The organism is Streptomyces sp. CNT360, from assembly GCF_000424785.1.
Map to the genome: position 1 here is coordinate 591,387 of NZ_AUKO01000002.1, position 24,160 is coordinate 615,546.

Sequence of the window (24,160 nt, forward strand, 5' to 3'; positions counted from 1 at the left end):
GCTCGTACGTCGCGGACCGACCGGCCAGCCACACACAACCAACGGCGCATGAGGAGCACATGAGAATCACGGGTGGATTCCAGGAGTCTTCCTGAAGACGAACAGATGAACACCGGGCCAAGAACGGCGTCGCCCCCCTCGTTCCGGTGAAAGACGACCTCGGCCCGTTGGGCTCCGGAAACAGGAGCCGGCAGTCGGCGACCGCGTCGTGCGGGCCGCGCTCATCTCCCGTCTGGGACTGGAGCGTTCCCTCTTCCCTCCCCTGCGCAGACCCGGTGACGCCGCCGGGACGCTCCTCCCGCACGTGGCAGAAAAAACGACGCTCCCGGCAGACACCCCGTGGTGACCGTCGCCGCGCACGACACCGCCTCGGCCGTCGCCGCCGTCCCCTTCCGGGACAACCGGCGCGCGGCGTCCGCGTTCATCGCCTGCGGCACCTGGTCACTGGCCGGACTCGAACTCGATGCGCCCGTACTGACCGAGGAGTCCCGCGCCGCCAACTTCACCAACGAGCGCGGCGTCGACGGCATCACCCGCTACCTGCGCAACATCATGGGCATGTGGCTGCAGGAGGAGTGCCGCCGCGACTGGGCCCCGCACTCCTCGAAGCAGCGGCCGACGCCCGGTCCCTCGCCACGCTCATCGACCCCGACGACCCCGCGTTCCCCGCCCCCGGCGGGATGCCCGCGCGGCGGCTGACGGGCGGGGCCGCAGCACAGCAGTCGGCGACAGCGACCTCAGCCGCGCGTGGTGAGGTCGAGCCGGTCGTCGGCACGGTCCCACGTGGTCGTGTCGCGTGGCTCGTAGTGGGCGAGCGGGACGGTGCGGGCGACCCGTTCAGGTATCGCGGGCAGCGATCCGACGCTGCCGTGTGCTCGGGCCTGGAGCAGATTGTCCAGTGCGGTGGCCTGGGCCGAGCCCGCGGTGACGGGCAGGCCGGTCGCGTCGGCCGTCCACTGGCACAGCAGCGCGTTGCAGGAGGCTCCGCGACCAGGTGCACGTGCCGCAACGGCCGCCCGGCAAGCCGCGCCGCCTCGCGGAGCGTCCTGCGGTGTGCCGGCGCGAGGCTCTCCAGTACGCAGCGCACCATCCCGCCCCGTGTCTCCGGTACGAGCCGGCCGGCGTGTCTCGGCGCGGCGGCGATCCGCCCGGTGGGGCACCGGACTCGTCCTGCACCGTGTGCCCGCCTCGTCATACGTTTCGGATCCGCTGAGCTGGAACGCGAAAGGTGGAGGGAGGGCCCCCGTCGAAGCAGCCGTCGGTCCAGCTGTCTTACGGCCACCCTCGGCGAGCGTCGAGCTGAAGCGCTGGAGGCGGGCGCGCTGAGCGCCCCTTCCTCCGCTTCCGGTCGGATGGTCCGGCGTCGGCGTCACGTGGGTTCCAGAGGCAGCGGCCTTCGTTGCGCACCGGATGCGCCCCGGCCGTTCATCGGCTACAAGGCCACCGACGTGCCGTGGAGGTGCATCTCCGACCGCGGCAAGACCCGCAGCCGCCGGGTCACGGGGTGACCCCGGCAGCAGCAGCGCAGACTCGCCACAGCCATCAAGAAGGCCCGCGAGATGGCCCTGCTCCCCTACCCCGGCCGCTGCACGCACCAGCGCGCACCGATCCCTGCCGACGATGGGAACGTCATGGTCCGAGCGGCACGAAGACCCGCCCGTCGAGGACGGAAGAGGTGCCCGGCGCCCCGGTGCGGGCATCATCGGGGGGCGGTGGGGTCGGTGGTGCGGGCGGGCACACTGCGGCCAAGGAGTTCACGGGCTTGGCGCTCGGCCCGTCCGGACTCGCCTTCGGCGATCAACTCCGCGAGACGAACGTGGGCCTCGACATCGAGGAGCTCGGCGGTCCGTGCCGCCGTCGGCAGATCGGCTGCCGCGACAGAGCCGCTTATCAGAGTGTTGAAGGCCAGGAGGTAGGCGAGATTGCCGGAGCCTTCGACGATCAGCCGCCACCAGGCGACATCGGCGGCGCCCAGGGCGGCCAGGTCCGGCCCGGCCTGCGCATAGCGAGCGACGGCAGCGCGCAGTTCACGCGCGATATGCGGGGAGCAGCGGGCGGCACAGAGACGGGCGGCGTCGGCGCCGATGCAGGCCCGCATCTCCAGCGCGTCCTGCGCGAGTGCGGCAGCCGCTGCTCCCTCGCTGGACTGCGCCAGTTCCAGGACGAGGTCCAGCCCCGCCGACTGCCGCCAGTCCCGCACCAGGGTCCGGCCGCCGTGGCTGACATCGACAAGTCTGGCCTGCTGGAGCCGCTTGACCGCCTCCCGGACAGCATGCCGGTTCACGCTGTACTTCTCGGAGAGGTCCCGCTCGGCGGTCAGGGCGGCCCCCGCGGGCAGGTCGCCGCTGAGAATCCGGTCCCGCAGCAGGCCGTAGAGCTGCTGGGAGACCGCCTCGCGCTGAATGGGTGGCTGCCGCATGTCTCCAGGTTCCCCTCGGCCTGGTGAAGTGGTCAACTGGTTGGACCAGATTCCCTCCGCCGACATGCCCTACCGCGAGATGCAGCGGCCCCCGGGGGGGGCGAGTGACCTACCTCAATCGGGCCGCCCGCACCAGACCTCGAAGCCTGTTTGTGAACTGATTCATAGTTTGTGGTGTACACGTCAAACGTCCGCCAGACTCGCCGCCGCACATCAACTCCCGTTCCTCATACGGGAGTTCCCTTCCACGGATTGGGGATCGTCGTGAAGACCACTCACAGGGCAGCCGTCCTGCTCACGTGCGGCACGCTCGCCCTCGGCGGCCTGACCGCACTCAGCTCGCCCGTCGCAGTAGCGAACACTTCTGCGACGGCAGCTTGCGTGAAGTCCGACCACGCCAAGATCCGCAAGGGCTCGACCGGCAATTCGGTGCGCGAGGCGCAGTGCCGTCTCAACAGCCACGGCGCGTCCCTGGCTGTGGACGGCAAGTTCGGCGCGGCCACTGACAAGGCGGTACGGGCTTTTCAGTCCGCACGCGGACTCGACGCGGACGGCGTGGTCGGACCCCAGACCTGGACCGCGCTCACCGGTTCCGGAGGCAGCCACGCGGCCAAGGCCGCGAAGGTGATCGCCTTCGCGGCGGCCCAGAAGGGCAAGAAGTACGTCTGGGGAGCTGAGGGCCCGAGTAGCTATGACTGCTCCGGGCTGACTCTTCGCGCATACCAGCAGATCGGCATCACCCTCCCGCGCACCTCCTCTGCCCAGGCCAACGCCACCCGCAAGGTGTCCTCCGCCGACCGCCAAGTCGGCGATCTGATGCACTGGCCGGGTCACGTCGGCATCTACGCGGGCAACGGCAAGGTGTGGAACGCCTCGCGCAGCCGTGGCCAGGTCGCCCTGGTCAACGTCTGGGACAGCCCCACCTACCACCGCGTTTTCTGATCCGCTTCCCACCCTGGACCGGAGCGGAAACCGGGCTGGTCCGCCGTCGGCGACTACACCACGCCGTCAGCGGCGGACCACGCTCGATCCGCTCCCGAGCACCTTGTGTGCAGCTGTGTACGAGAGGCAGAGGCTCCTGGCGGAGCTCCCCGGCCGCCCGTGACCCAATGTCCTAACGGGCTGGTGCGTGGTGGGTAGTCGCGCGTCGAAACCTTGATCGTTGACCATGATCCGGTGGTGGTGAACCGGGCTCGTGCAGCGACCATCCGTAGGCGGCAGATCACCGGGCTGACGCCCGACGTGACGGCTGGACTCGTCGCCTGCGCCCTCGCGACCGGCCCGGGAAGAGCGAGTACACCCAACACCCCGGGAACGGAACCAGTGTTCGAGCGTCATGCAGGGGTCATGCAACTGTCGCGTTCCGCTCCCCTCCCCAGCCGCGGACTGCTGAGATAGAGGAGTGGACGCGCTCCCCCAGCACCCTCTCGCCATCGCCCGATCGCTTCACGGCCTCTCCCAGAACGACCTGGCCGAAGGCATCAAGAAGGCAGCACGCCGCCACGACCGGCGCGCCGGCACGACCAAGCAGCAGATCTCCGTGTGGGAGCGGCCCGGGGCCCGTGCGCCGGCCCCGTGGTACCAGCAGATGATCGCCGACGTCTTCGACATCGATCACGACCTTGTCATCGCGCTCGGCTGGCCGTACTGGTTGCCCGGGAACGGGGCGCTCCATCCCCTGGGCACCGGGGCGACGGTCGCCGCTCTCAGAGAGGCCCAACACCGCACCATGCTCAACCGCCGCACCATGATCGGACTCGCCCCCACCGCGCTCGCCACGCTCGCGCAGCAGTGGGCCACCCTCGACCCCGCCTTGGCCGTGCCCGCCGCCGAAGGCCAGACGGCCGCTCCAGAGTTCGTCACCTGGCTGGAGACCAGCGCCCAGCACCTGACAGGCATGGCCACCGCAGACAGCCAGCACACCGCCCAGCTCCTCGACAGCTACTACGACACCGTCGTCGGCCTGCTCGAAAACGCCCGCTACACCGAAACGATCGGCGCCCGCCTGCACGTACTCGCCTCCAGCCTCGCCCAGACGATCGGCTGGCAGCGCTTCGACCACGACGACCACACCTCCGCCAGCCGCTGCTGGAGCGCCGCACTCCACGCGGCGCACCAGGCCGCAGACACCGACCGCGGTGCCGGCGTACTCGCCGACCTCGCCTACCAGAACATCTGGCTCGGCCGGGCCGTACCCGCCATCGATGTACTCGACCACGCCCTTCGCCGCACCCACGACCACACCGCCCGCTCCCTGCTCCACCTCCGCAAAGCCCGCGCCCTGGCCCTGGACGGCGAAGCCCGCGCCTGCCGACGCGCCCTGGACGCAGCCGAGCACGCCCTCAGCACCGCCACCACCGCCCCACCCGCGTGGTGCTCATGGATGAGCCCCGCCGACCTCGCCGTGGACTCCGGCCGCTGCCTCATCGACCTCAAAGAAACCGGACCCGCCCTCCACCAGATCACCCAGGGCGTAGCACTCCTACCCACCGCCCGGGACAGAACCCGAGCAGTCTTCCTCGCCTACGAAGCTGAGACCCTCCTTCGACAAGGCGAGATCGACCACAGCGCCGCTACCGCCCACGAAGCCCACGAAGCCCTCGCCCTCGCCCGCCGCATCGGTGCCACCCGCTGCACCCAGCAGATCACCAACCTCACGCCGCACTTCGAGCGCCACCGCGAAGTACAAGGCGTCCAGCACTTCCTCCACGCCGTCGAGGCAGCGACCTGACCCCGCCCCTGCGCCAGGCAGCGAACACGCCCTGGTCCGCCGAGCCCGGGCAGCAGGATGCTGGGCTCGTCGTACGTCACCGCAGCAGGAGTCATTCCGCGCGAGTGACGAGCTCGACCAGAAGCGGCGCGTCAGTCAGGTCGTCCAAAACGATGTCCGCTGCCGTTTTCTGGAGGTCTGCCACCGAACCACGCCCCGTTGCCACCGCGAACACGCGGACTCCGGGCTCGCAACCCCCGCGGTTTCACCGAGGCAATGGGGGGGGCCACTCCGAGTGCAGAGGACGCTCCTGGCGGAGGGCTCACCACGACGCTGGCCCTGCCGACTTCCCCCCGGACCGACGTCCGCCCATTCCGACCTGCCCGCCGCGAGTATGTTCTGAGCTCTGCCCGCCGTGACAGCGGTCATCTCGGATCCCGCGGCAGCGGACAGACTCTCGCATGCTCGTGAACGGAGTGGACAATGGCGTGCCGGGTGAGGTCGGCGTTCCACCGAGCCAGTGGAGCACCTTCCCTCTGTCGTCGGCCCGTTGCCGAGGGCAGGCGCAGTCCGCAGCGCCAGGCTCCCAACAGCGCCCGGGCGTCACGGCAGCGACACGTCAGCATGGAGTCCTGGATTGCCCAGGTGTCCCCGCACGCGAGTGCTAAAACACTTGGGCACGTACGGAAGCCGCTTCGCGATGCCAGGAATTCGCGCCGCGGGTGTTACCCGGAAGAACGGAAAGGCCCTGGCTCAGGCATCATTTCGTGCGTTCCGCTCCTCGTCCCAGCGTTTCCACAGGGCAGGCATCTCCAGCGAGAGCCACGCGTAGAAGTCATGCATCGTCTGCAGACGTTCCTTGCGCGCCTTGGGGGCGTTTTCGAGCACTCGGAGCCCCTGCTCGGTGATGTCGACGAACGACCGGTAGTGGTCGGCCTGGCTCTGGGCGAGAGTAGGCCAAACACCTTCCTTGATACGGAAGTAGTCGCGTCGCTCCCCCGGCCGTGACACCCGTTCCACCATGCCGCTGGGCACGAGGAAGCGGGTTGCGGCACTGACCGAGCCCTTACTGGCCTGCAGAACTTCCACCAGATCCGCTGCCGTCTGCTCCGGCGGGTCACAGATCAGCAGCCAGCCGAGCACACGGCCTGCCATGCGGAACAGCCCTTGCTTCTCCAGGCATATGGCTGCCTCTTCGACGAAGGCCAACTCCTCGACGGAGGCCTTCGCGTCACCCCGTCCATTCTGTTCCATCTGTTCAGGATACACCGAACAGTGAGCACCGATCCGGTTGCCGGCGACACCCGAGTGAGGGCTCACTCACGCCCCTGCAAGAGACCCCCTTGTTGAAGTTCATGCATTTTCCTGCTCTTTCGATGAACTTCGCCTTACTTACTCCTCTCCTCAACGTTCCTACCCTGAACCGGAGTTCAGCAGACCGCAAGCCACGGACCAGAGGACCTCCATGCCCTTTCCGCGCACCCTCTTCACCAGCCTGCCGCCCGGCGACCTCGCGGCTCGCCTCGGCGTCTACCTCAGCGGCTGCGTCATCTTCGCCGCCGGGGCCACGCTGTTCATCCACTCCGATCTCGGGACCGATCCACTCGACGTCCTCGCGCTCGGAATCAAGGAACACATTCCGATCACCATCGGCATCGCCCAGGCCGCCATCGCCGCCGTATGCATCGGCGTATGGGCCACGTGGAATCGACGGCGCCCCGTCATCGCCCCGTTCATCACCTTTTTCCTCTGCGGCAGCATGATCGACCTGCTCTTGCTCGCCGACCTCGACTGGCTGCCCAGTTGGCCCTCGCTGGCCATCGCGGTGGCACTGTGCGCCTACGGCTCTTCGCTGATCATCATGAGCGGGGTCGGCATACGAGCCATGGATCTGATCGTCATCACCATGACCCAGCGCCTGCGGTGGCCCTTCTGGGTGGCGAAGGCCGGTGTAGAGGCGGTTCTGCTGGCGCTCGGATGGGTGCTCGGGGGACCGGTCGGTGCAGGAACTCTCTGCTTCCTCGTCTTCGTCGACGGATTGATCCAACCCCTCATGGCCCTCAACCACCGTGCGCTGCGGATGAAGAACCACGGCCTGGACGCCCCCGCCCTCCTGTCGAACCAGACGGCATCAGCGTGAAGCCGTCCCCCGGTCCGCTGCCCGGTGACGGAAGGGCTGCGGACCGGGGCACCTCGCCCCGGCACCCCGGGCAAAGGTTTCAACAGGGCGGAAAAATAAGTAGGGAAGCGCGCTGCAAGCAGAAGAGAAGAGCATTTCACAACAGGACATCAGCACAGACCCAAGCCAACGTAAGACAGCAGTTCAGGACACTGGGGAAGTCTCAGGTGAGCATCAAGAGGGTGTAAGAGAATTCCTCCTGCGTCGCTCTTCGAAGACTTGACCGAAAATTCTGCGTCTCAATAATCGAGGCCATGACGGAAAAGAATGAGGGCGCCATATCCGCGCGCTCCACCCTCACCGACGCTGAGAAGTCCTTCGTCCACAAGATCGCCGAGCACTACCACGTCACCGACGGGATGGAGTGGGAGCGCGGCTACGTCATCGGCTGGATGATCATCAACTACCCGGCACGCCAGAGCGCCGACGACATCGCCAAGACGCTCGACATTCCGCGTGAGCCGATCGACTGGATCGCCGACCTGCTCACCCCGCCCGGTGTGTACACGCGGGAGAGCATCCCGGGGACCGACAACTACTACCTCACCCTCAACGACGGCGCTTGGCCGAACGCCGTGGAGCACTCCTTCCGCCGCATCCCCGAGTTCCACGCCGCCGTCCAGCACGGGCTGGAGGTGCTCAAGGACCAGCCGAGCGAGCGCCTGGAGCGCCTCGCGCGCATGGAGGAGTTGTACGGCGTCATCTCGCGGAAGCTCGAGGGCGTGTTCGACGTCTTCGAGGAGCACCGCAGGAAGCTCTCCTGACCTGCTTGTCAACCTGCGCCCTCCGGTCGCCCCGGGGTTATAGGCCTCGGGGCGCCTGTGCCCACCGCCGACTGACAGCCGGCGGGGTGGTCACCAGGAACAGGCAGCCCGAGAGTTCCGCGAGACCATGACCAGGCAATCCGTGCCCGGTTCGGACAGGACCGAAGTGCACTTGTGGACCACCTCGGTCACGGCTACGACCGACGAGTCCGACAGGTTGCACAGGTGCGAGTCCGATCTTTCACCCCAGGAGCGGTACCGGGCTGACCGGTTCCATTTCCCCCGTGATCGAGCGCAGTTCGTGGTGGCTCGGTCGCTACTGAGGCGCTGCCTGTCCCAGTTCGCCGACATCGCACCGTCGAGATGGGAGTTCGAGTTCAACGCGCTCGGAAAGCCGGCCGTCGACCGCCGACACGGTGTGGACCTCACATTCAACCTCTCCCACTCGCGGGGCATGTGCATGCTCGGTGTGACCAGGGAGCGCTCCATCGGAGTGGACGTGGAGAAGCGAGACGCTCCCGTCTCTGTGCCCGACCTGATCCACAGAGTCATGTCGGATCAGGAGATCGAGGAGCTCCGCTCGCTGCACGCCAACGCTTGGCGAGGCCGCTTCATGGACGTATGGGTACTGAAAGAGGCCTACACCAAAGCCAGGGGCCAGGGCATCTCCCTGCCGTTGCGTGACATCTCCTTTCTGTTCTCCGACGGCCGTACGTCCGAGCTCGTGCTGAAGCCCTCGCTCGCGGACCGTCCCGAGAACTGGTTCCACGACTTGGTCGAGGTCCCGGTCGGCTTCCACGCAGCTGTGTGCGTCGGTCGCCACCCCGACGAGGAACTGCGGCTCGTCTTTCACGAGCCCGCCCGACCGTAGCCACCTCTCACGTCCTGGAGGACTCCGTGCATTCGCCCGACCTCACCTCAGGTACCCGGGCTGCCGCGCTCCTCGCCCCGCCGCTGCGGCCCGAGGATCTCGGCAGCGCCGAGTTCCGCGCCGACCACGGCGTAGCGTACGCGTACGCCTCCGGGTCGATGTATCAGGCGATCGCATCGGTGGACCTGGTGGTCCGTATGGGGCGGGCGGGGCTGCTCGGCTATCTGGGCGCGGGAGGACTCGGCGGCGCGGAGCTTACCCGGTCGCTGCGTCGCATCCGCACCGAACTCGGATCCGATCGCAGCTTCGGTGTCAATCTGCTTGCAGGCCGCCCCGAGCGCGTGGACGCCACCGTGGACATCCTGCTCGACCACGACGTGCGACGTATCGAGGCCGCCTCATTCGTCCAGATCACTCCAGCGCTTGTCCGCTACCGGCTGTCCGGCGCGCGCAGAGGCCCCGACGGCACGGTGAGTCTTGCGCACCGTGTGCTGGCCAAGGCGTCCCGGCAGGAGGTGGCCGAAGCGTTCATGTCGCCGCCACCTGCCGACATCGTCCGGGATCTGGCCGCCAGCGGTCGCATCACCTCGCAGGAAGCCGAATGCGCCGACGAGATCGTGATGTGCGACGACCTGTGTGCCGAGGCGGACTCGGGTGGCCACACCGATCAGCGGCCGATGCTCGCGTTGCTGCCCGCGATGCTGGCATTGCGTAACCGACTCGCAGGCACCCACGGCCCGGCGGCTCGGGTGCGTGTCGGCGCCGCCGGTGGCATCGGCACCCCGGAGGCCGCAGCCGCGGCGTTCGTGATGGGTGCAGACTTCGTGCTCACCGGCAGCATCAACCAGTGCACCGCGGAAGCCGGCACCTCGGACGCTGCCAAGGACCTCCTGCAACAAGCCCAGGTGCAGGACACCGTTCTGGTACCGGCGGGCGACATGTTCGAAATGGGCGCGAAGGCACAAGTGCTGCGCCGCGGGCTCTTCTTCCCCGCACGCGCCAACAAGCTGTACGAACTGTGGCTGCGTCACGGCTCCTTGGAGGAGTTGCCCCCCGAGACTGCTCAGCATGTGCAGCGGCGGATCCTCGGCCGCAGCTTCGAGCAGGTGTGGCAGGAGGTCAAGGACCGCTACGGGACCTCACGACCGGCCGTCATCGAGCACGCGGAGTGCGATCCCAAGCGCAGGATGGCGCTCATCTTCACCTGGTACTTCGCCAAGTCGACTCGTGTCGCCATGGAAGGCGACCACGACAGCCGGGTCGACTTCCAGATCCCCTGCGGGCCGGCTCTAGGCGCACTCAACGAGCAGCTACGCGGCACTCCGCTGGAGGACTGGCGCGAGCGTCATGTCGACGATCTCGCCCGCATGATCATGATCGGCGCCGCAGACCATCTCGCGCGCTCGACCCGCCACACCGACCCGTCCCGGCCTGTCGCCGCAGCCTAGCCACCGTCCCATGGGAGACCCGGACATGACGCTCATACATGTTTTCCCCGGCCAGGGCTCGCACCGCCCAGGAATCGGCCGTGACCTGTTCCCCAAGTTCCCGCATCTGGTACGTCAGGCGGACTCGGTGCTCGGTCGTTCCGTGGCCGACCTCTGTCTGAACGGCTCCGCCAAGGAACTGACGGACACCCGCAACACCCAGACCGCGATGTACGTGGTCGATGCTCTGTCCTATCTGGACACGGTCCGAGAGACGGGGCAAGTACCCGATGCTCTGGCCGGGCACAGCCTGGGCGAGTACGTCGCCTTGTTCGCAGCGGGCACGGTCGATTTCCTCACCGGTCTGGAGATCGTGGTACGGCGCGGTGAGTTGATGGCACTGGCGCCTGAGGGGGCCATGGCGGCGGTGATGGGCGTGGCCCACGAGCGGCTGCGCCGGCTGCTCGCCGAACGAGCCCCTGACGTGGACGTGGCGAATCTCAACGCGCCCTCCCAGACGGTCGTCTCCGGGCCACGTACCGCAGTCGTCGGTCTCCGTGAGGCGCTCGCTGACGAGGCCGAGGCCGTCGTGCCGCTGAACGTGGGTGGGGCCTTCCATTCCCGCTACATGGCAGACGCGGCCGAGGAGTTCGGCTCGTTCCTGGCTCAGTACCGGCTCGCGCCCCCGCGCATCGAGGTGATCTCGAACGTCACCGCCCGGCCGTACGGCACCGAGGATCCGGCCGGACTGCTCAGTCGACAGATCGTTTCACCGGTGCGCTGGGCGGAGAGCGTCGAGCATCTGCTGGCCATGCCCGACCCCCACTTCGAGGAGATCGGTCCGGGCCAGGTGCTCACCGGACTCATCGCCCAGGTCACAGCGCAGCACGCCGCGCTGCCCACCCCCGCATGAACCGCACGAGCGAGTGAGTCGAGAGGCGATCATGGAAGACCGGACGACGCCGACCCCTGTGCGGGCCACCGCCGCCGTGGTCGAGGCTTTCCGGCACGCCAGTGCCGATGACAACCCCTTGCATGTCGATGCTCACTACGCAAGACGGACGGCATTCGGCGAGCCCGTTGTCTACGGGGTGCTGGGGGCGCTCCTCACCCTGTCCCGACTCAAGGCGCGTGCCAGCCGTGTTCCGACACGCCTCACGGTGCGCTTCCAGGCCGCGGTGTATCAGGACATGGACTATATGCCGGAGGTCGTCGAGGACAGCACGGAACGGGCGGTCGTCCGACTGCTCGACGGCAGTCGGACGCTCTTGGAGGTCACGGCGGAGTTCCGTGCGGCGCCTACGGGCGCAGATGGCGGACCGACCGATGACGAGAACGCCCAGCGGCGCGTCAGGCCACGCGAATGGGATCTGGTCGACTTCCGCACCGGCATGGAGGTCGGTGCGGGTTATGCGCCCCGCTGGTCGGCCATCCAGCAGCTCGTCAGCGACCTCTGTCTGGCTGAGCGGGGGTTGGGCTCCCTGCCCGTCGGCGTCCTGGCCTGGATCAGCTACCTCGTGGGGATGGAGGCGCCCGGGCGGGCAGCGCTGCTGTCCGACTTCGACGTCACTTTCGAACCCCTCCCCGACGAGGACAGCGCAGCCGACACGGACACCACCGCCTTCACCACACGGGCCGAAGTCACCGATGTCCAGGAACGCTTCCGCATGCTGCGGGTCGAAGGCGTCGCGAGCGGTGCGGGGCTGCGAGCCCTGGTACAAGTCCGCGCCTTCCACCGCGCCGGAACTCCCACTGGCGACACCGCGGCACTCACCGCTCTGCTCCCCCAGGGCGAACCACTGACCGGGCGCACCGCGCTGGTGGTGGGTGCGAGCCGCGGGCTGGGAGCGGCGATCGCGCAGGCACTGGCCCTGCAGGGCGCGAACGTCTATGCCGGGTTCCACCGTGATGCCTCCGCCGCGGCCGATGCCGCCGCCGCAATCGGCCCGGCCGGGGCGCGCATCCGTCCGCTTCCGGGCGACGCCGGCGACCCCGCCTGGGCCGCCGCCGCGCTGCACCGCATCGGCAGCGAAGGAGAGGGCCTCGATCTACTGGTCCTCAACGCCTGCCCTCCACCCGCCGAACTCCTGCTGGAGCCGGCCACCTCCGACCGGTTCGCCGACTACGTCAACCGCTCCCTCGCACTGGTACGAGAGCCCTTGGCCGTCCTGGCGACCGAGGTTGCCGAGCGCGGCGGCCGGGTCGTCGCCGTTTCCAGCGCTTGGGCCGACGACCCCCGACCCGGATGGTCCGCCTATGTGACTGCCAAGTGTGCCGTGGAGGGGCTGGTACGCACAGCGGCTGTGGAAAACCCCGGAGCCGACTGGGTGATCGCCCGTCCTCCCCGGCTGCGCACCGCGATGACGGCCACCCCTCTCGGAGGAGACCGCGGAGCGGCTGTCGAACCGGTCGCCGCGGCGGTGACGCGTGCGCTCACCGAGACGGAAGCAGCCGAGGACATTGTGCTCCTCACCTTCGAGGAGGACGGCACTCCCCGCCCTCACGGGCCGAACTCCCTCGGTCGACGGCGGGATTCAGCGACACCACCCGTCACCACTGCTCACCCCGGTCTCTCCGCAGTGGACGACGGTGCACCGCGAGCCCTGGCCGTATCGCGGGCGGGGGGCGAGGAGACGTCGCCGCACGAGGGCCGGACTCTCGCTGTCGTCGCCACCTTCACCACAGATCCGGTGCTCGAACCGTTGCAGCACTGGTGCGACCGGCTCGGGCTCGATCTCCGAGTCGAAGCTGGCGACTATGCCCAAGTCTTCCAGGAACTGCTGGCACCCGAAGGAGTCTTCTCGAAGGTCCGAGAAGGCATCAAGGCCGTCCTGGTGCGCCCGGAGGACTGGCCGGAGGGCGAGAGCGAGCGCACTGCCCGGGAGTTCACGGAGGCGGTGCGCTCTCACGCGGCCCGCAGTGCGGTTCCGCTGCTGGTGCAGATCTGCCCCCCGTCCGACGGCAATCGGGAAGACCGCGGCAGGGCCTCGGAACTCACCGCCGCCGAAGCCCACCTCGTCGCAGCGCTCGCCGATGTCTCGGGTGTGTACGTACTGCCGCGCGACCGGTGGAACGGGGGGCTGGCACTCGCCGGGACCTACTACGACCCGGCGCGTGAGGAGGCCGCTCACATCCCCTTCACACAGGAGGCCTGTGTGGCGCTGGCCGCGGGGGTCGCCCGAGCCGCCCGAGCCGCGCTCACCGCCCCCGCGAAGGTGATCGTCCTCGACTGCGACAACACGCTGTGGGATGGCATCGTCGGCGAGGACGGTCCCCAGGGAATCCGTGTGGACGCCGCCGACCGCGCCGTACAGGAGTGGGCCGTCGCCCACCAGCAGGACGGGGTGCTGCTCTGCCTCGCCAGCAAGAACGAAGACACGGATGTCATGGCGGTCTTCATCACGCGCGACGACATGCCGCTGCGGCCCGAGCATCTGACCGCACGTCGCGTCAACTGGAACCCCAAGCCTGAGAACATCGCCTCGCTGGCGACCGCACTCGACCTGGGTCTGGACAGCTTCGTCTTCCTCGACGACAACCCCGTGGAAGTCGCCGCGGTACGCGCCGCTCATCCCGAGGTGCTCGCGCTCCAACTGCCGGAGGACGACCAGGCCGTACCCGCCTTCCTGGACCGCATCTGGGCACTCGACCGACTGGCCGTCACCGACGAGGACCGAAGGCGCGCCGACTTCTACAAAGCGCGCAGCGACCGCGACGCCCTGCGCCACGAGGCCGCTTCGTTCACCGACTTCATCGAGGGCCTTCAGCTTCGAGTCGAAGTCGCCGCGCCACAGCCCGACCAGTACGCAAGAGCCTCGCAACTGACCTACAGAACGAACCAGTTCAACCTCTCCACCGTCCGCCGTGGCGAGCCGGAGATGCTGACGCTGCTCAACGACCCGGCCGTACGTGTCCGCGTAGCGCACGTCCGCGACCGGTTCGGCGACTACGGGCTGGTCGGCCTGGCCGTGACGCGTGAGGACGCTTCGGCGGGCGTGGCGACGCTCGACACGTTCCTGATGAGCTGCCGGGTCCTCGGCCGGGGCGTCGAGCACTCCTTCCTGGCTTCTGTCGCCCAGGAGTTGGACCAGGCCGGGGTCACCGAGCTCGTCGTGCCGTACGTGCCGAGTGAACGCAACACCCCCGTGCGCGGCTTCTTCGATGCGGTACTCGGCGCCTTCGCCGAGCCGGGCGACGAGGGACGTGTGAGCTACCGTGTGCCCATCGAAACGGCCGCCGCCGTGGCCTTCGTCCCGAAGGAGGCACCGGCAGGGGAGGATTCCTCCAAGCCGAAAAAGCCGGCCCAGGCCACGCGGAACAGTGCACGCGAGGCTGCGCGTCACCGCGCCTTGGTGGACCTCGCGGAGGACACCGATCCGGTCGCCACCGTTCTCGCCGCCACCCGCCCCTCTTCCCGATCGGCAGGGAGCAGGCCCCTCCCGGTGTCCTCCCCCGCATCCTCCGCGCCGGACGGTGGGGTCGACGAGGCCCGTGAGCTGGTGTGCTCCGTCGTGGCAGAGGTTCTCGGCCTTCCCCGTAACGACATCGGACCGCACACCCGGCTGGAGGAGATCCGGCCGACTTCGCTGTCCATCGTGGATTCGATCGTGCGGCTGGAAAAGCGCTACGGACGGCTGCCGAAAACGCTGTTCTTCGAACATCGGACGCTGGACGATGTCGCCGCGGCCGTGGTGGCCGAGAAGACGGGCGGCGGCGCGAGCCCGAAAGCAGCCGTGCCCGCCGGGACCACGCCCGCCCAGGTGACCACGGCGCTCCCGGTCACACCGGACGTCACGCCGGCCCCCGAGCAGCCTGACGCGCCCACGGGCGCGGGCGACGCCGATGGCCCGGGCGCACGAGACCGTGACCCCGTAGCCGTGGTCGGTCTGGCCGGGCACTATCCGGGGGCCGCAAGTCTGGATGAGCTGTGGGACAACATCCTGCTCGGACACAGCGCGGCGGGCCCGGTGCCGGTCTCCCGCTGGGACCACGCAGCTGTGCATTCCCCGGACGGCGGGGAAGGACGCACCTACAGCGACACCGGTGCCTTCCTCGACGCCGTCGCCGACTTCGACTCCCTCTACTTCGGTATCGCGCCACGGGACGCCGAGCAGATGGACCCGCAGCAGCGGCTCTTCCTTCGCACCGTGGTCGAAGCGGTGCAGGACGCCGGATACGACCGCACCACACTCGGACGTGACGTGGGGGTCTACGTCGGTGCGATGGCGGACGACTACCGCACGCTCAGCGCGAACGGTGCCGCTGCCGGCCACTCCCCCTACCCCTACGCCGACAATTACGCGATCGCCAACCGTGTCTCGTACTTCCTGGATCTGACCGGACCGAGCATGGTCATCGACACGGCCTGTTCCTCCTCGGGTGTCGCACTGCACCAGGCGAGCGAGGCGATCCGCCGCGGCGAGGTGTCGGCCGCAATCGCCGGCGGTGTGAACCTGGTTCTGCATCCGGTGCGGCACATCCAGTACGCGCAGATGGGGATGTTGTCGCGGGACGGCATCTGCCGCCCGTTCGCCGAGGGCGCCGACGGGTTCGTCATGGGTGAGGGTGCGGGAGCGGTCCTGCTCAAGCCGCTGTCGAAAGCGGTGGCCGACGGCGATCACATCTACGGCCTGATCCGCGGCACCGCCGTCAACTCCGGCGGGCGCACCAGCGGGTTCACCGTACCGAGCCCTGAAGCTCAGTCGGCGCTGGTGGCCGCGGCACTGCAGGATGCCGGTGTCGATCCGGCGACCATCGGATACGTCGAGGCGCACGGCAGCGGCACCTCCCTGGGCGACCCGATCGAGGTACGAGCGCTGACCCGTGCCTTCGGCCCACGGGAACAGGCCGGTACGTGCGCGTTGGGAAGCGTGAAGGCGAACATCGGTCATCTGGAGCCCGCCGCAGGCATAGCGGGCCTGACGAAGGTACTGCTCCAGCTCAAGCACCGCACACTGCCGCCCACCCCGTACGCGGACACTCCCAACCCGTTCATCGACCTGGACGCCGGCCCGTTCACACTGCCCACCGGCTCCGCGCCATGGGAGCCCGTGGGCCGGGAGCCGGACGGCTCCACACCACCGCTGCGTGCCGGGGTCAGCTCCTTCGGGGCGGGCGGAGTCAACGCCCACGTGCTCGTGGAGTCCTACGACGCGGCCACCGAACCGGTCCGGCGCACGGTGCGCGAGAACAGCGAACTGTACGTTTTGTCGGCCCGCACCGACGAACAACTGCGCACCACCGCCCGGCGTCTGGCAGCGCATGTGCGTGGGTCGGGGCACCACACCCCGCTCGCCCACATCGCCCACACCCTGCGCGTGGGCCGGGAGCCGCTGGACATACGCGCCGCCTTCGCTGCCGAGGGGCAGGACGCGCTCCTCGACGTGCTGGACCAGATCGCGGATGGCACCGCAGAGTCCGTGCCTGGTGTGTACCTGGGGCGCGTGGCACGCGGCGGGCCGCTCACCGGGCTCTTCGAAGGCTCTGAGCACGGCCGGGGCTTCCTGGCCGCCCTGGCCGCCGATCGTGAATGGGGCACCCTGGGACGACTGTGGGTTCAGGGCGCGGACCTCGACTGGGATGCCCTCGCTCTGGGCGCCGGCGCCCGGCGCACGTCACTGCCCGGCTACCCGTTCGAGGGACTGCCCTACTGGCTGCCGTCTCCCGCCCTGCGGAGCGGCGGCGGGAGCACGGAGGGGACTTCTCCCTCCGCCGAGCCGTCGGTACCGCGGCACGCTGGAGGCAGCGCCGCCGTGCTGAGCCCCTACTGGGCACCGGCGACCGTGACGTCGGCCGACGGCCCGGAGCCCGCCACCGTCGTGGTACTCGACCGGCCCGGCGCCCCCGTCCTGTCAAACGGCGCCGAGAGTCGCCCCTGGCTCGTACTGCACGCTGTCGAATGCGGACCCGACGAGGTCCCGACCTCACAGGCCGATCACAGCCTGCGGCGCGGTGACATCGAGGGTCTGCGCGCTCTGCTCGCACAGGCCAAGGCCCAAGGCCCCCTCGTGCTGGTCGACCGCAGAGGCCTCGACTCGCGCCCGGCGGGTGGCGCCACAGTCGCCGAACGGCTCCCCATCGCTCTGGCTCGCGCGGTCGCTGACGGCACCCTCCCGGCCCTGACCTCGGTACAGGTCGCCTCCGCCGAGGACGACGACCCGGCGGACGCCGCCCTGGCCGCATTCGGCCGCGCAGTGGCCCGCGAGACCAGCCGCTACCGTCACGTGCGTGTGGCTCTGACCGACGGTGTCAGTCCCCCTCTCGATCGGTTGGTCGAAGAGGCACACTCCCCTGACAGGGAGATCCTCCTCGCCCACGACGGGCGCCGGGTTCTCCGTTTCCGGGAAGTGGACGGGACGCAGGCATCATCCGGCGTCGGCTTCGTCCAGGGTGGCCATTACGTCCTGACCGGTGGTGCGGGTGGTGTGGGACGCCTGGTCGCGCTGCATCTGGCGGAGCGGTACCAGGCACGGGTGACCCTCCTGGGACGGTCCGTGCGCGACCCCGACCAGCAACGGTTCTGTGCCCAGTTGGCCTCTCTGGGGGGCGAAGGACGTTACCTCCAGGCGGACGTGACCGACCGGTCCGCGCTGGACGCGGCACTGCGCCTCGCACGTTCCCATTTCGGTGCCGTCCGAGGAGTGCTGCACGCGGCCGGACTCGTCGAGGACGCCCTGATACAGAAGAAGACCGACGATTCTGTCGCCCGAGTGCTCGCGCCGAAGACCGCGGGGACGGAACTCCTCGACGAGCTGACCGTCGAGGACCACCCCGACATGTTCGTACTGTTCTCGTCCGTGGTCGGTACCGTCGGCAACGCCGGCCAGAGTGACTACGCCGCCGCAAACGCCTACCTCGACGCTTTCGCCGCGCGCCGCACCCGTCAGGCGGAGCAGGGGCTGCGCAGCGGACGCACGGTGTCGGTGGCGTGGCCGCTGTGGGCGGAGGGGGGTATGCGTCTCGGCACGGAAGCCGCGCAGATGGCCGTCTCCACGATCGGTCTGGTGCCGATCGCCACTCACGAGGCGATGCGGGTCCTGGAGGGCGCGGTCCGCTCCGACACGTCACGCCTGTACGTTTCCTGCGCCGGCCCCGAACGCACGGCGAAGGTGCTGGCCGACGCCGGTCTGTGGACCCTGCCCGCCTCCCCCGACGCAGTGTCGTCTTCGGAAGGCATGGACCGTGCTGCGGTACGTGACCTCGTCCTCGCGCAGATCGCCCTGACCGCCCAGCTGAAGCCCGACCTCCTCGATGCAACAGCGGAGTTGGGCACATACGGTTTCAACTCGGTTCTGCTGACCGCGCTTGCCAACCGGCTCAACGAGACCTTCGGCCTGACGCTGACCCCAGTGGTGTTCTACGAATTCCCGACCGCCGAGGCCCTCACAGATCACCTTGTCGAGCAACATGGCGCGGCGGTGCAGGCGCCCGGCCGTGAGCAGGACACGCCTACTCCGACTTCGGAAGCCGTCGAGCCGCCGCCTCGGCCGGAGCCGGGGCCCGGTCTTGCCGAGACCCATGCGGAGGACGACCCGATCGTGATCGTCGGACTCGCGGGGAGGTTCCCGGGCGCCGCCGACGCCGAGGAGTTCTGGCGCAATCTGCGGGCCGGCCGCGATCTGGTCACGGAAGTGCCCGCTGAACGCTGGGACTGGCACCGATATGCGGGTGATCCGCGCCGCGAGAAGGGCACGACGGACTGCCGACACGGCGGCTTCCTCGACTCGGTCACCGCGTTCGACGCAGCGCACTTCCAGCTGTCACCCCGCGAGGCCTCACTCATGGACCCGCAGCAGCGGCTCTTCCTCGAGACCTGCTGGCACACACTTGAGGACGCCGGGTACGACCCACGCTCCTTCGCCGGTTCCCCGACAGGTGTCTTCGCCGGGGCCACCCTGCACGACTACCTGGAAGTGCTGCACGAACACGACACCGACGTGGCAGGCCACACAGTGACCGGAAACGTCCATGCCATCGTCGCCAACCGCGTCTCGTACCTGCTCGATCTGCGTGGACCCAGCGAAGCGGTCGACACCGCCTGCTCCAGCTCCCTGGTGGCACTGCACCGTGCGATGGCCGCCCTTCGCTCAGGTGAGTGCGAGGCCGCCCTCGTCGGAGGCGTCAATGTCGTGATGGCCCCGACCTGGTACGTCTCACTCAGCCGTGGCGGCATGCTCTCCCCAGGCGGCCGCTGCCACACCTTCGACAGCCGCGCCGACGGCTATGTCCGCGCGGAGGGCGTCGGCGCGCTGCTCCTCAAACCACTGTCGCGGGCGCTGGCGGACGGTGACACCGTCCGGGCAGTGGTACGCGGCAGCGCGGTCGGCCACGGCGGCCGGGCACACTCGCTGACCGCTCCCACACCGCGCGGCCAGGCCGACACCATCGTCGCGGCACTGCGTGACGCCGGCGTGGATCCGGGCTCCGTCGGCTACATCGAAGCGCACGGAACGGGCACCAAGCTCGGTGACCCGATCGAGGTCCAGGGGCTCAAGCAGGCTTTCACTCGGGCCGCCGCCGGTCAGATCCTGCCCGGCAGCACCGTGCTGGGCGCGCTCAAGGCCTCGGTGGGCCACTTGGAGAGCGCTGCGGGCGTGGCGGGAATCATCAGTGCGGTGCACGCGCTCCGTGACCGGACTCTGCCGCCCATCGCGGAGCTGGGGGAACTCAACCCGTACCTGGAGCTGGAGGACTCACCGTTCCGCGTTCTGCGGTCGGCCGAGCCGTGGACCGCCGAAGACGGACAACCGCGCCGGGTCGGTGTCAGTTCCTTCGGTTTCGGCGGTGTCAATGCTCACGCGGTGCTGGAAGAGCCTCCTGCACAGACGGCACCCGGCACGGCCGAGGACGGCCCTCAAGTGATCGTGTTGTCCGCCCGGACCCGCCCGATCCTGCGCGAATACGCCCGTAGGCTGCGCATCTTCACCGAGGGCTTCACCGGCCGCCTGGCCGATCTGGCCTGGACCTCGCAGACCGGCCGGACCCCGCTCCCCGAACGTCTCGCAATCGTCGCCACTGCTCGCACCGAGCTGGTTGGACGTCTGAACGCATTCCTCGGAGACACGGGTGACGTCGGCCTGCCCGGCGTCCACACCGGTGGCCCCCACGTCGAGCCGGTCGATTCTGCCGGTCTCGTGCAGCCCGCGGACCCGGCCGAGGCGGCAGCCCGCTGGGCGGCCGGGGAGACAGTCGCCTGGAGTGTGCTGCACTCCGGAGCGCGACGCAGGATTTCCTGTCCCGGCTATCCGTTCGACCACGGTGAGGAGTTCGGACCCTCAGGATTCCCGTCACGGGCTGAGGCTCCGGGCACCGCACCGGCACCCGGTCCTCGGGGAGAGGGGTTCGGACCGGACCCCGTCGCCGGACGCGCAGACGGAAGCGTGCCGGCCCTGCTGACCCGCGACTGGATACATGCCCCGCTGCCAACCGTCAGCGAGTCCGGGCGCCCGCCCCTCGGAGTACTGCTGGTCCCTGGGGATGCCACCTTGGACTACGCGGAGGCGGCCGCCCACGCGGCTGGGGCGGACAAGAGCGGCTGGATCGTGGTGCGTGAACGCAGTCTGCTGCCGCATCTGGGTCCGGACGAGTACGAGATCGACCTTGCAGACCACACTGGCGGACGTCGCCTGGCCGAAGAACTTCTGGAGCTCCACGGTCGACTCGACGCAGTTGTCGATCTGACCGATCTCGTCCGCGAACCCGCCCTCGGTTCCCGCCCGTTGGCGCGCGAGTCGGCTCGTATCGGACTGCTGCAGGAATGCGTTCGCCGCAGCACCGCCGCCGGTCACGAGCTGACCGTGCTCCATGTCAGCCGCGGTGGCCGGAACCTGCGCCACGCGACTCCGCGTACGCACGGGGCAGCCATGGCTGCGCTGGTGCGATCCGTGGGGGCCGAGTACAAGGCGGTACGGGCAGCCTCTCTCGACGTGGACGCGAACACGGTCTCAGCCCCCGAGGTGCTGGCCCAAGTACGTGCGGAACTTGCGGTCACCGATCAGCAGCCGATGGAGGTGTGCCTGCGCGGCACGCGCCGCTACATACCCGGCCCGTTGCGACGTATCGCTCTCGGGACCGCCCAGCGGCCCGTACTCGATGCCCATCGCGCCTATGTCGTCACCGGTGGCACAGCGGGCCTCGGCCTCGCAGCCGCCCGGCGGCTGGCCGACCTCGGTGCCCGCCGACTGGCCCTGCTGGGACTCCGGCCACTGCCGCCTCGTCCGGCGTGGAAAGAGCCCTCGGCCGATGCCCGGACCACGGCGCTGGCCGAGACGGTCGACGAACTGGAGCGCCAGGGCGTCCACGTCGAGATCCACACCGGCCCGCTCACCGATCGGTCCGGACTCGGGGCCTTCCTCGACCGGGTACGCGGTGAGTTGGGCCCCGTCGGCGGGGTGCTGCACTGCGCAGGCAGTGTGGACCGACGCCACCCGGCGTTCGTCCGTCGTTCCCCGGAGACGATCTCCGCCACCTGGGAGCCGAAGATCGACGGTTTGGCGCTTCTGGACCATCTGGTGCGCCCCGACCGTCCCGACTTCGTCGTCCTGTACTCGTCTGTCTCCGCCGTGCTCCCTCAACTGGCCGTCGGCCTGGCCGACTACGCGGCCGCGAACGCACATCTGGCGGCCTACGCAGCCACCCGCAACGCGGTGCAAGGGCCCGGAGGCACGCAGTACCTCTGTGTGTCCTGGGGCAGTTGGGCCGGTATCGGGATGGGCGAGGTGAAGGCTGAGGTCTACCAACGGCTGGGGTTCGGGACGCTTGCCCCGGAGGCAGGGCTCGACCTGCTGGAACAGGTGCTCGCGCACCGGGTCGAGAACGCAGTCGCAGCTGCGGTACGCCCCGACATGTTCGACACCGAACCGACAGCCTCCGCAGCCGAGTTCGCGTCGGACTCCGCCGCCGCCCGACCGGACCGCCCCTCCCATGAGCCCACATCCTCGAAGGAGCAACAGGTGACCACTCCGGACGGCGACAAGCACGCCGATCTGACGGCAGCCGTCGAGGACTTCGTCCTGGACCTCATGGCCCAGGAACTGATGCTGACCAGGGACGCCGTGAGCCGTGACATCCCCTTCGCCGACCTGGGCGTCGACTCGATTCTGATCGCCGGGGCACTGGGCCGCCTGGAGGAAGTGACCGGAGAGCCGCTCGATCCGTCGGTGATCCTGGAGAATCCGACCGGTGCCCGCCTGGCCCGCTTCCTCACCGAAGCCTTCCCCGCGGGCGTGACGCGGTGGGCCGAGGCGCACAACGACGCTCCCGTCGCAGCCGCCGACTCGGCCCCGGCCGTCGCAGCCGACCGGCGCATCCCCGGGCCCGTCCCCTTGGCCGTGATCGGCATGGCGAGCCGGTTCCCGGGCGCCTCGGACACCGAGGCGTACTGGCGACTCCTCGCGGAGGGACGCAGCGCCATCAGGGAAGTGCCCTCTTCACGCTGGAGCACCGCGAGGCTGTACTTCCCCGATCAACAGCCCGGCCGTTCGACGTCCCGGTGGGGCGGCTTCCTCGACGACATCGAGTCCTTCGATCCGGAACCGTTCGGCATCGACCCGCAGGACGCCGCCCACGTGGACCCCCTCATCCGACTCGTCCTGGAGACCGCCGAGCAGACCTTTCGGGACGCCGGGTACGAACGCGCGGAACTGGCCGGTACTCGTACCGGGGTCTTCGCCGCGGCGCAGACCGGCGCGTACGCCGCACGAATCCAGGTGCCCCACCGCAATACCGTGACCGGCCTCAACCAGAACTTCGCGGCGGCACACCTGGCTCAGGTCTACGATCTGCGCGGCCCGCACTACGTCATCGATACGGCTTGCTCCTCCTCCCTTGCCGCACTGTCCATGGCAGAGCAGTCTCTCCGGCTCGGCGAATGCCAGATGGCGCTGGTCTCAGCGGCCGACCTGCTGCTCGACGAAATGCCCTACCTGAAGCTGAGCGCTTCCGGAGCGCTTTCACCGGACGGAGCCTGCCGGGTCTTCGACTCCGGTGCGAACGGTCTCGTGCTCGGTGAGGGGGTCGGCGCGACTCTCCTCAAGCCCCTGGACAAGGCGCTCTGCGACGGCGACCGGGTCTACGCGGTCGTGGAATCGGTCGCGGTCAACAATGACGGACGCACCATGGGCCTCACCACGCCGAACCCCGAGGCTCAGGAAGACGTGGTGCGCCGGGCACAGGAGTTGGCGGGTGTCGAGGCGACGAGCATCGGTTACATCGAGGCACACGGCACCGGCACCATGATCGGTGACCCGATGGAGCTGCGGGCCCTGAAGCGGGCGTTCGGGGACGGTGGCACGCAGAAGGGCTTCTGCGCGGTCGGCAGCGTGAAGTCCAATATCGGTCATGCGTTGATGGCCGCAGGCATGGCAGGGCTCCACAAGGTCGTACTTGCTCTCCGGCACGGTCGGATTCCGCCGACCCTGCACTGCGACACTCCCAACCCCCGCTTCAACTTCGCCGATTCACCGTTCTACCCGAACACGCAGCTGCGCGACTTCACGCCCCTCGGCGGGGTGCGCAGGGCCGGCATCAGCGCCTTCGGGTTCGGTGGCGTCAACTGTCACGCGATCCTGCGTGAGCCGACCGCGGACGAACTCTCCTCTCGGCCCTGTGAGCGAACCTCACTGCCGCCGGCCACGTTCCACCGCACACGCCACTGGGTGGAGCCGGACAGCGGTGCTGCGTCCGTGGCGGACGCCGTCCCGTCAACTCCGCTGCGGGTCCCCGCCCGGCCCACCGCAACGACACCCGCCGTCGTGACCCGCCCGATCCTGCCGCTCGAGGAGCTGAGCTGA

General features: G+C 69.1%; 10 protein-coding genes and 3 pseudogenes. 10 read left to right on the forward strand and 3 right to left on the reverse strand.

What is annotated here, in order from left to right; genetic code table 11:
- Positions 1-217: 217 nt before the first annotated feature.
- Positions 218-692: pseudogene (locus tag H297_RS35030) on the forward strand (FGGY-family carbohydrate kinase); the annotation flags it as partial.
- Between the two features lie 45 nt (positions 693-737).
- Here the strand turns inward: H297_RS35030 and H297_RS44050 are convergent.
- Positions 738-1,147 (reverse strand): annotated as a pseudogene (locus tag H297_RS44050) (FGGY-family carbohydrate kinase); the annotation flags it as partial.
- Positions 1,148-1,352: 205 nt separating this feature from the next.
- Here H297_RS44050 and rpsR point away from each other — a divergent pair.
- Positions 1,353-1,586: pseudogene (gene rpsR / locus H297_RS41270) on the forward strand (30S ribosomal protein S18); the annotation flags it as partial.
- Between the two features lie 113 nt (positions 1,587-1,699).
- Here rpsR and H297_RS0107070 read toward each other — a convergent pair.
- Positions 1,700-2,419 (reverse strand): GntR family transcriptional regulator, encoded by a 720-nt coding sequence (locus H297_RS0107070; RefSeq protein ID WP_027736462.1) that lies wholly within the window; start codon positions 2,417-2,419, stop codon positions 1,700-1,702.
- A 264-nt stretch (positions 2,420-2,683) separates the two neighbouring features.
- On the opposite strand from H297_RS0107070, the gene H297_RS0107075 reads away from it, so the two are divergent.
- Both H297_RS0107075 and H297_RS0107080 read left to right on the forward strand, forming a co-directional pair.
- Positions 2,684-3,361, forward strand: a complete 678-nt coding sequence (locus H297_RS0107075; protein ID WP_486589435.1) for a C40 family peptidase — start codon at positions 2,684-2,686, stop codon at positions 3,359-3,361.
- A gap of 460 nt (positions 3,362-3,821) precedes the next feature.
- Positions 3,822-5,150, forward strand: a complete 1,329-nt coding sequence (locus H297_RS0107080) for a helix-turn-helix domain-containing protein (RefSeq protein ID WP_027736464.1) — start codon at positions 3,822-3,824, stop codon at positions 5,148-5,150.
- Positions 5,151-5,882: 732 nt separating this feature from the next.
- Here the strand turns inward: H297_RS0107080 and H297_RS0107090 are convergent.
- The gene (locus H297_RS0107090) at positions 5,883-6,383 is read right to left on the reverse strand and encodes a MarR family transcriptional regulator (RefSeq protein ID WP_027736465.1); all 501 of its coding nucleotides are present in this window, start codon (positions 6,381-6,383) and stop codon (positions 5,883-5,885) included.
- A gap of 211 nt (positions 6,384-6,594) precedes the next feature.
- On the opposite strand from H297_RS0107090, the gene H297_RS0107095 reads away from it, so the two are divergent.
- The 6 genes from H297_RS0107095 (at position 6,595) to H297_RS42605 (ending at position 24,160) form a co-directional block, all read left to right on the forward strand.
- The gene (locus H297_RS0107095; RefSeq protein ID WP_051351606.1) at positions 6,595-7,269 is read left to right on the forward strand and encodes a DUF6198 family protein; all 675 of its coding nucleotides are present in this window, start codon (positions 6,595-6,597) and stop codon (positions 7,267-7,269) included.
- Positions 7,270-7,562: 293 nt separating this feature from the next.
- Positions 7,563-8,072 (forward strand): hypothetical protein, encoded by a 510-nt coding sequence (locus H297_RS0107100; protein ID WP_027736467.1) that lies wholly within the window; start codon positions 7,563-7,565, stop codon positions 8,070-8,072.
- 127 nt (positions 8,073-8,199) lie between these two features.
- Complete coding sequence (locus tag H297_RS40175) at positions 8,200-8,943, forward strand: 4'-phosphopantetheinyl transferase superfamily protein (RefSeq protein WP_051351607.1); 744 nt, start codon at positions 8,200-8,202, stop codon at positions 8,941-8,943.
- A gap of 26 nt (positions 8,944-8,969) precedes the next feature.
- Complete coding sequence (locus tag H297_RS35040; protein ID WP_199787155.1) at positions 8,970-10,391, forward strand: PfaD family polyunsaturated fatty acid/polyketide biosynthesis protein; 1,422 nt, start codon at positions 8,970-8,972, stop codon at positions 10,389-10,391.
- A 25-nt stretch (positions 10,392-10,416) separates the two neighbouring features.
- Positions 10,417-11,283, forward strand: coding sequence for an ACP S-malonyltransferase (gene fabD / locus H297_RS35045; RefSeq protein WP_037793043.1), 867 nt, complete (start codon positions 10,417-10,419; stop codon positions 11,281-11,283).
- 31 nt (positions 11,284-11,314) lie between these two features.
- On the forward strand, positions 11,315-24,160 hold the full coding sequence (locus H297_RS42605) for an SDR family NAD(P)-dependent oxidoreductase (protein ID WP_106959568.1): 12,846 nt from the start codon (positions 11,315-11,317) through the stop codon (positions 24,158-24,160).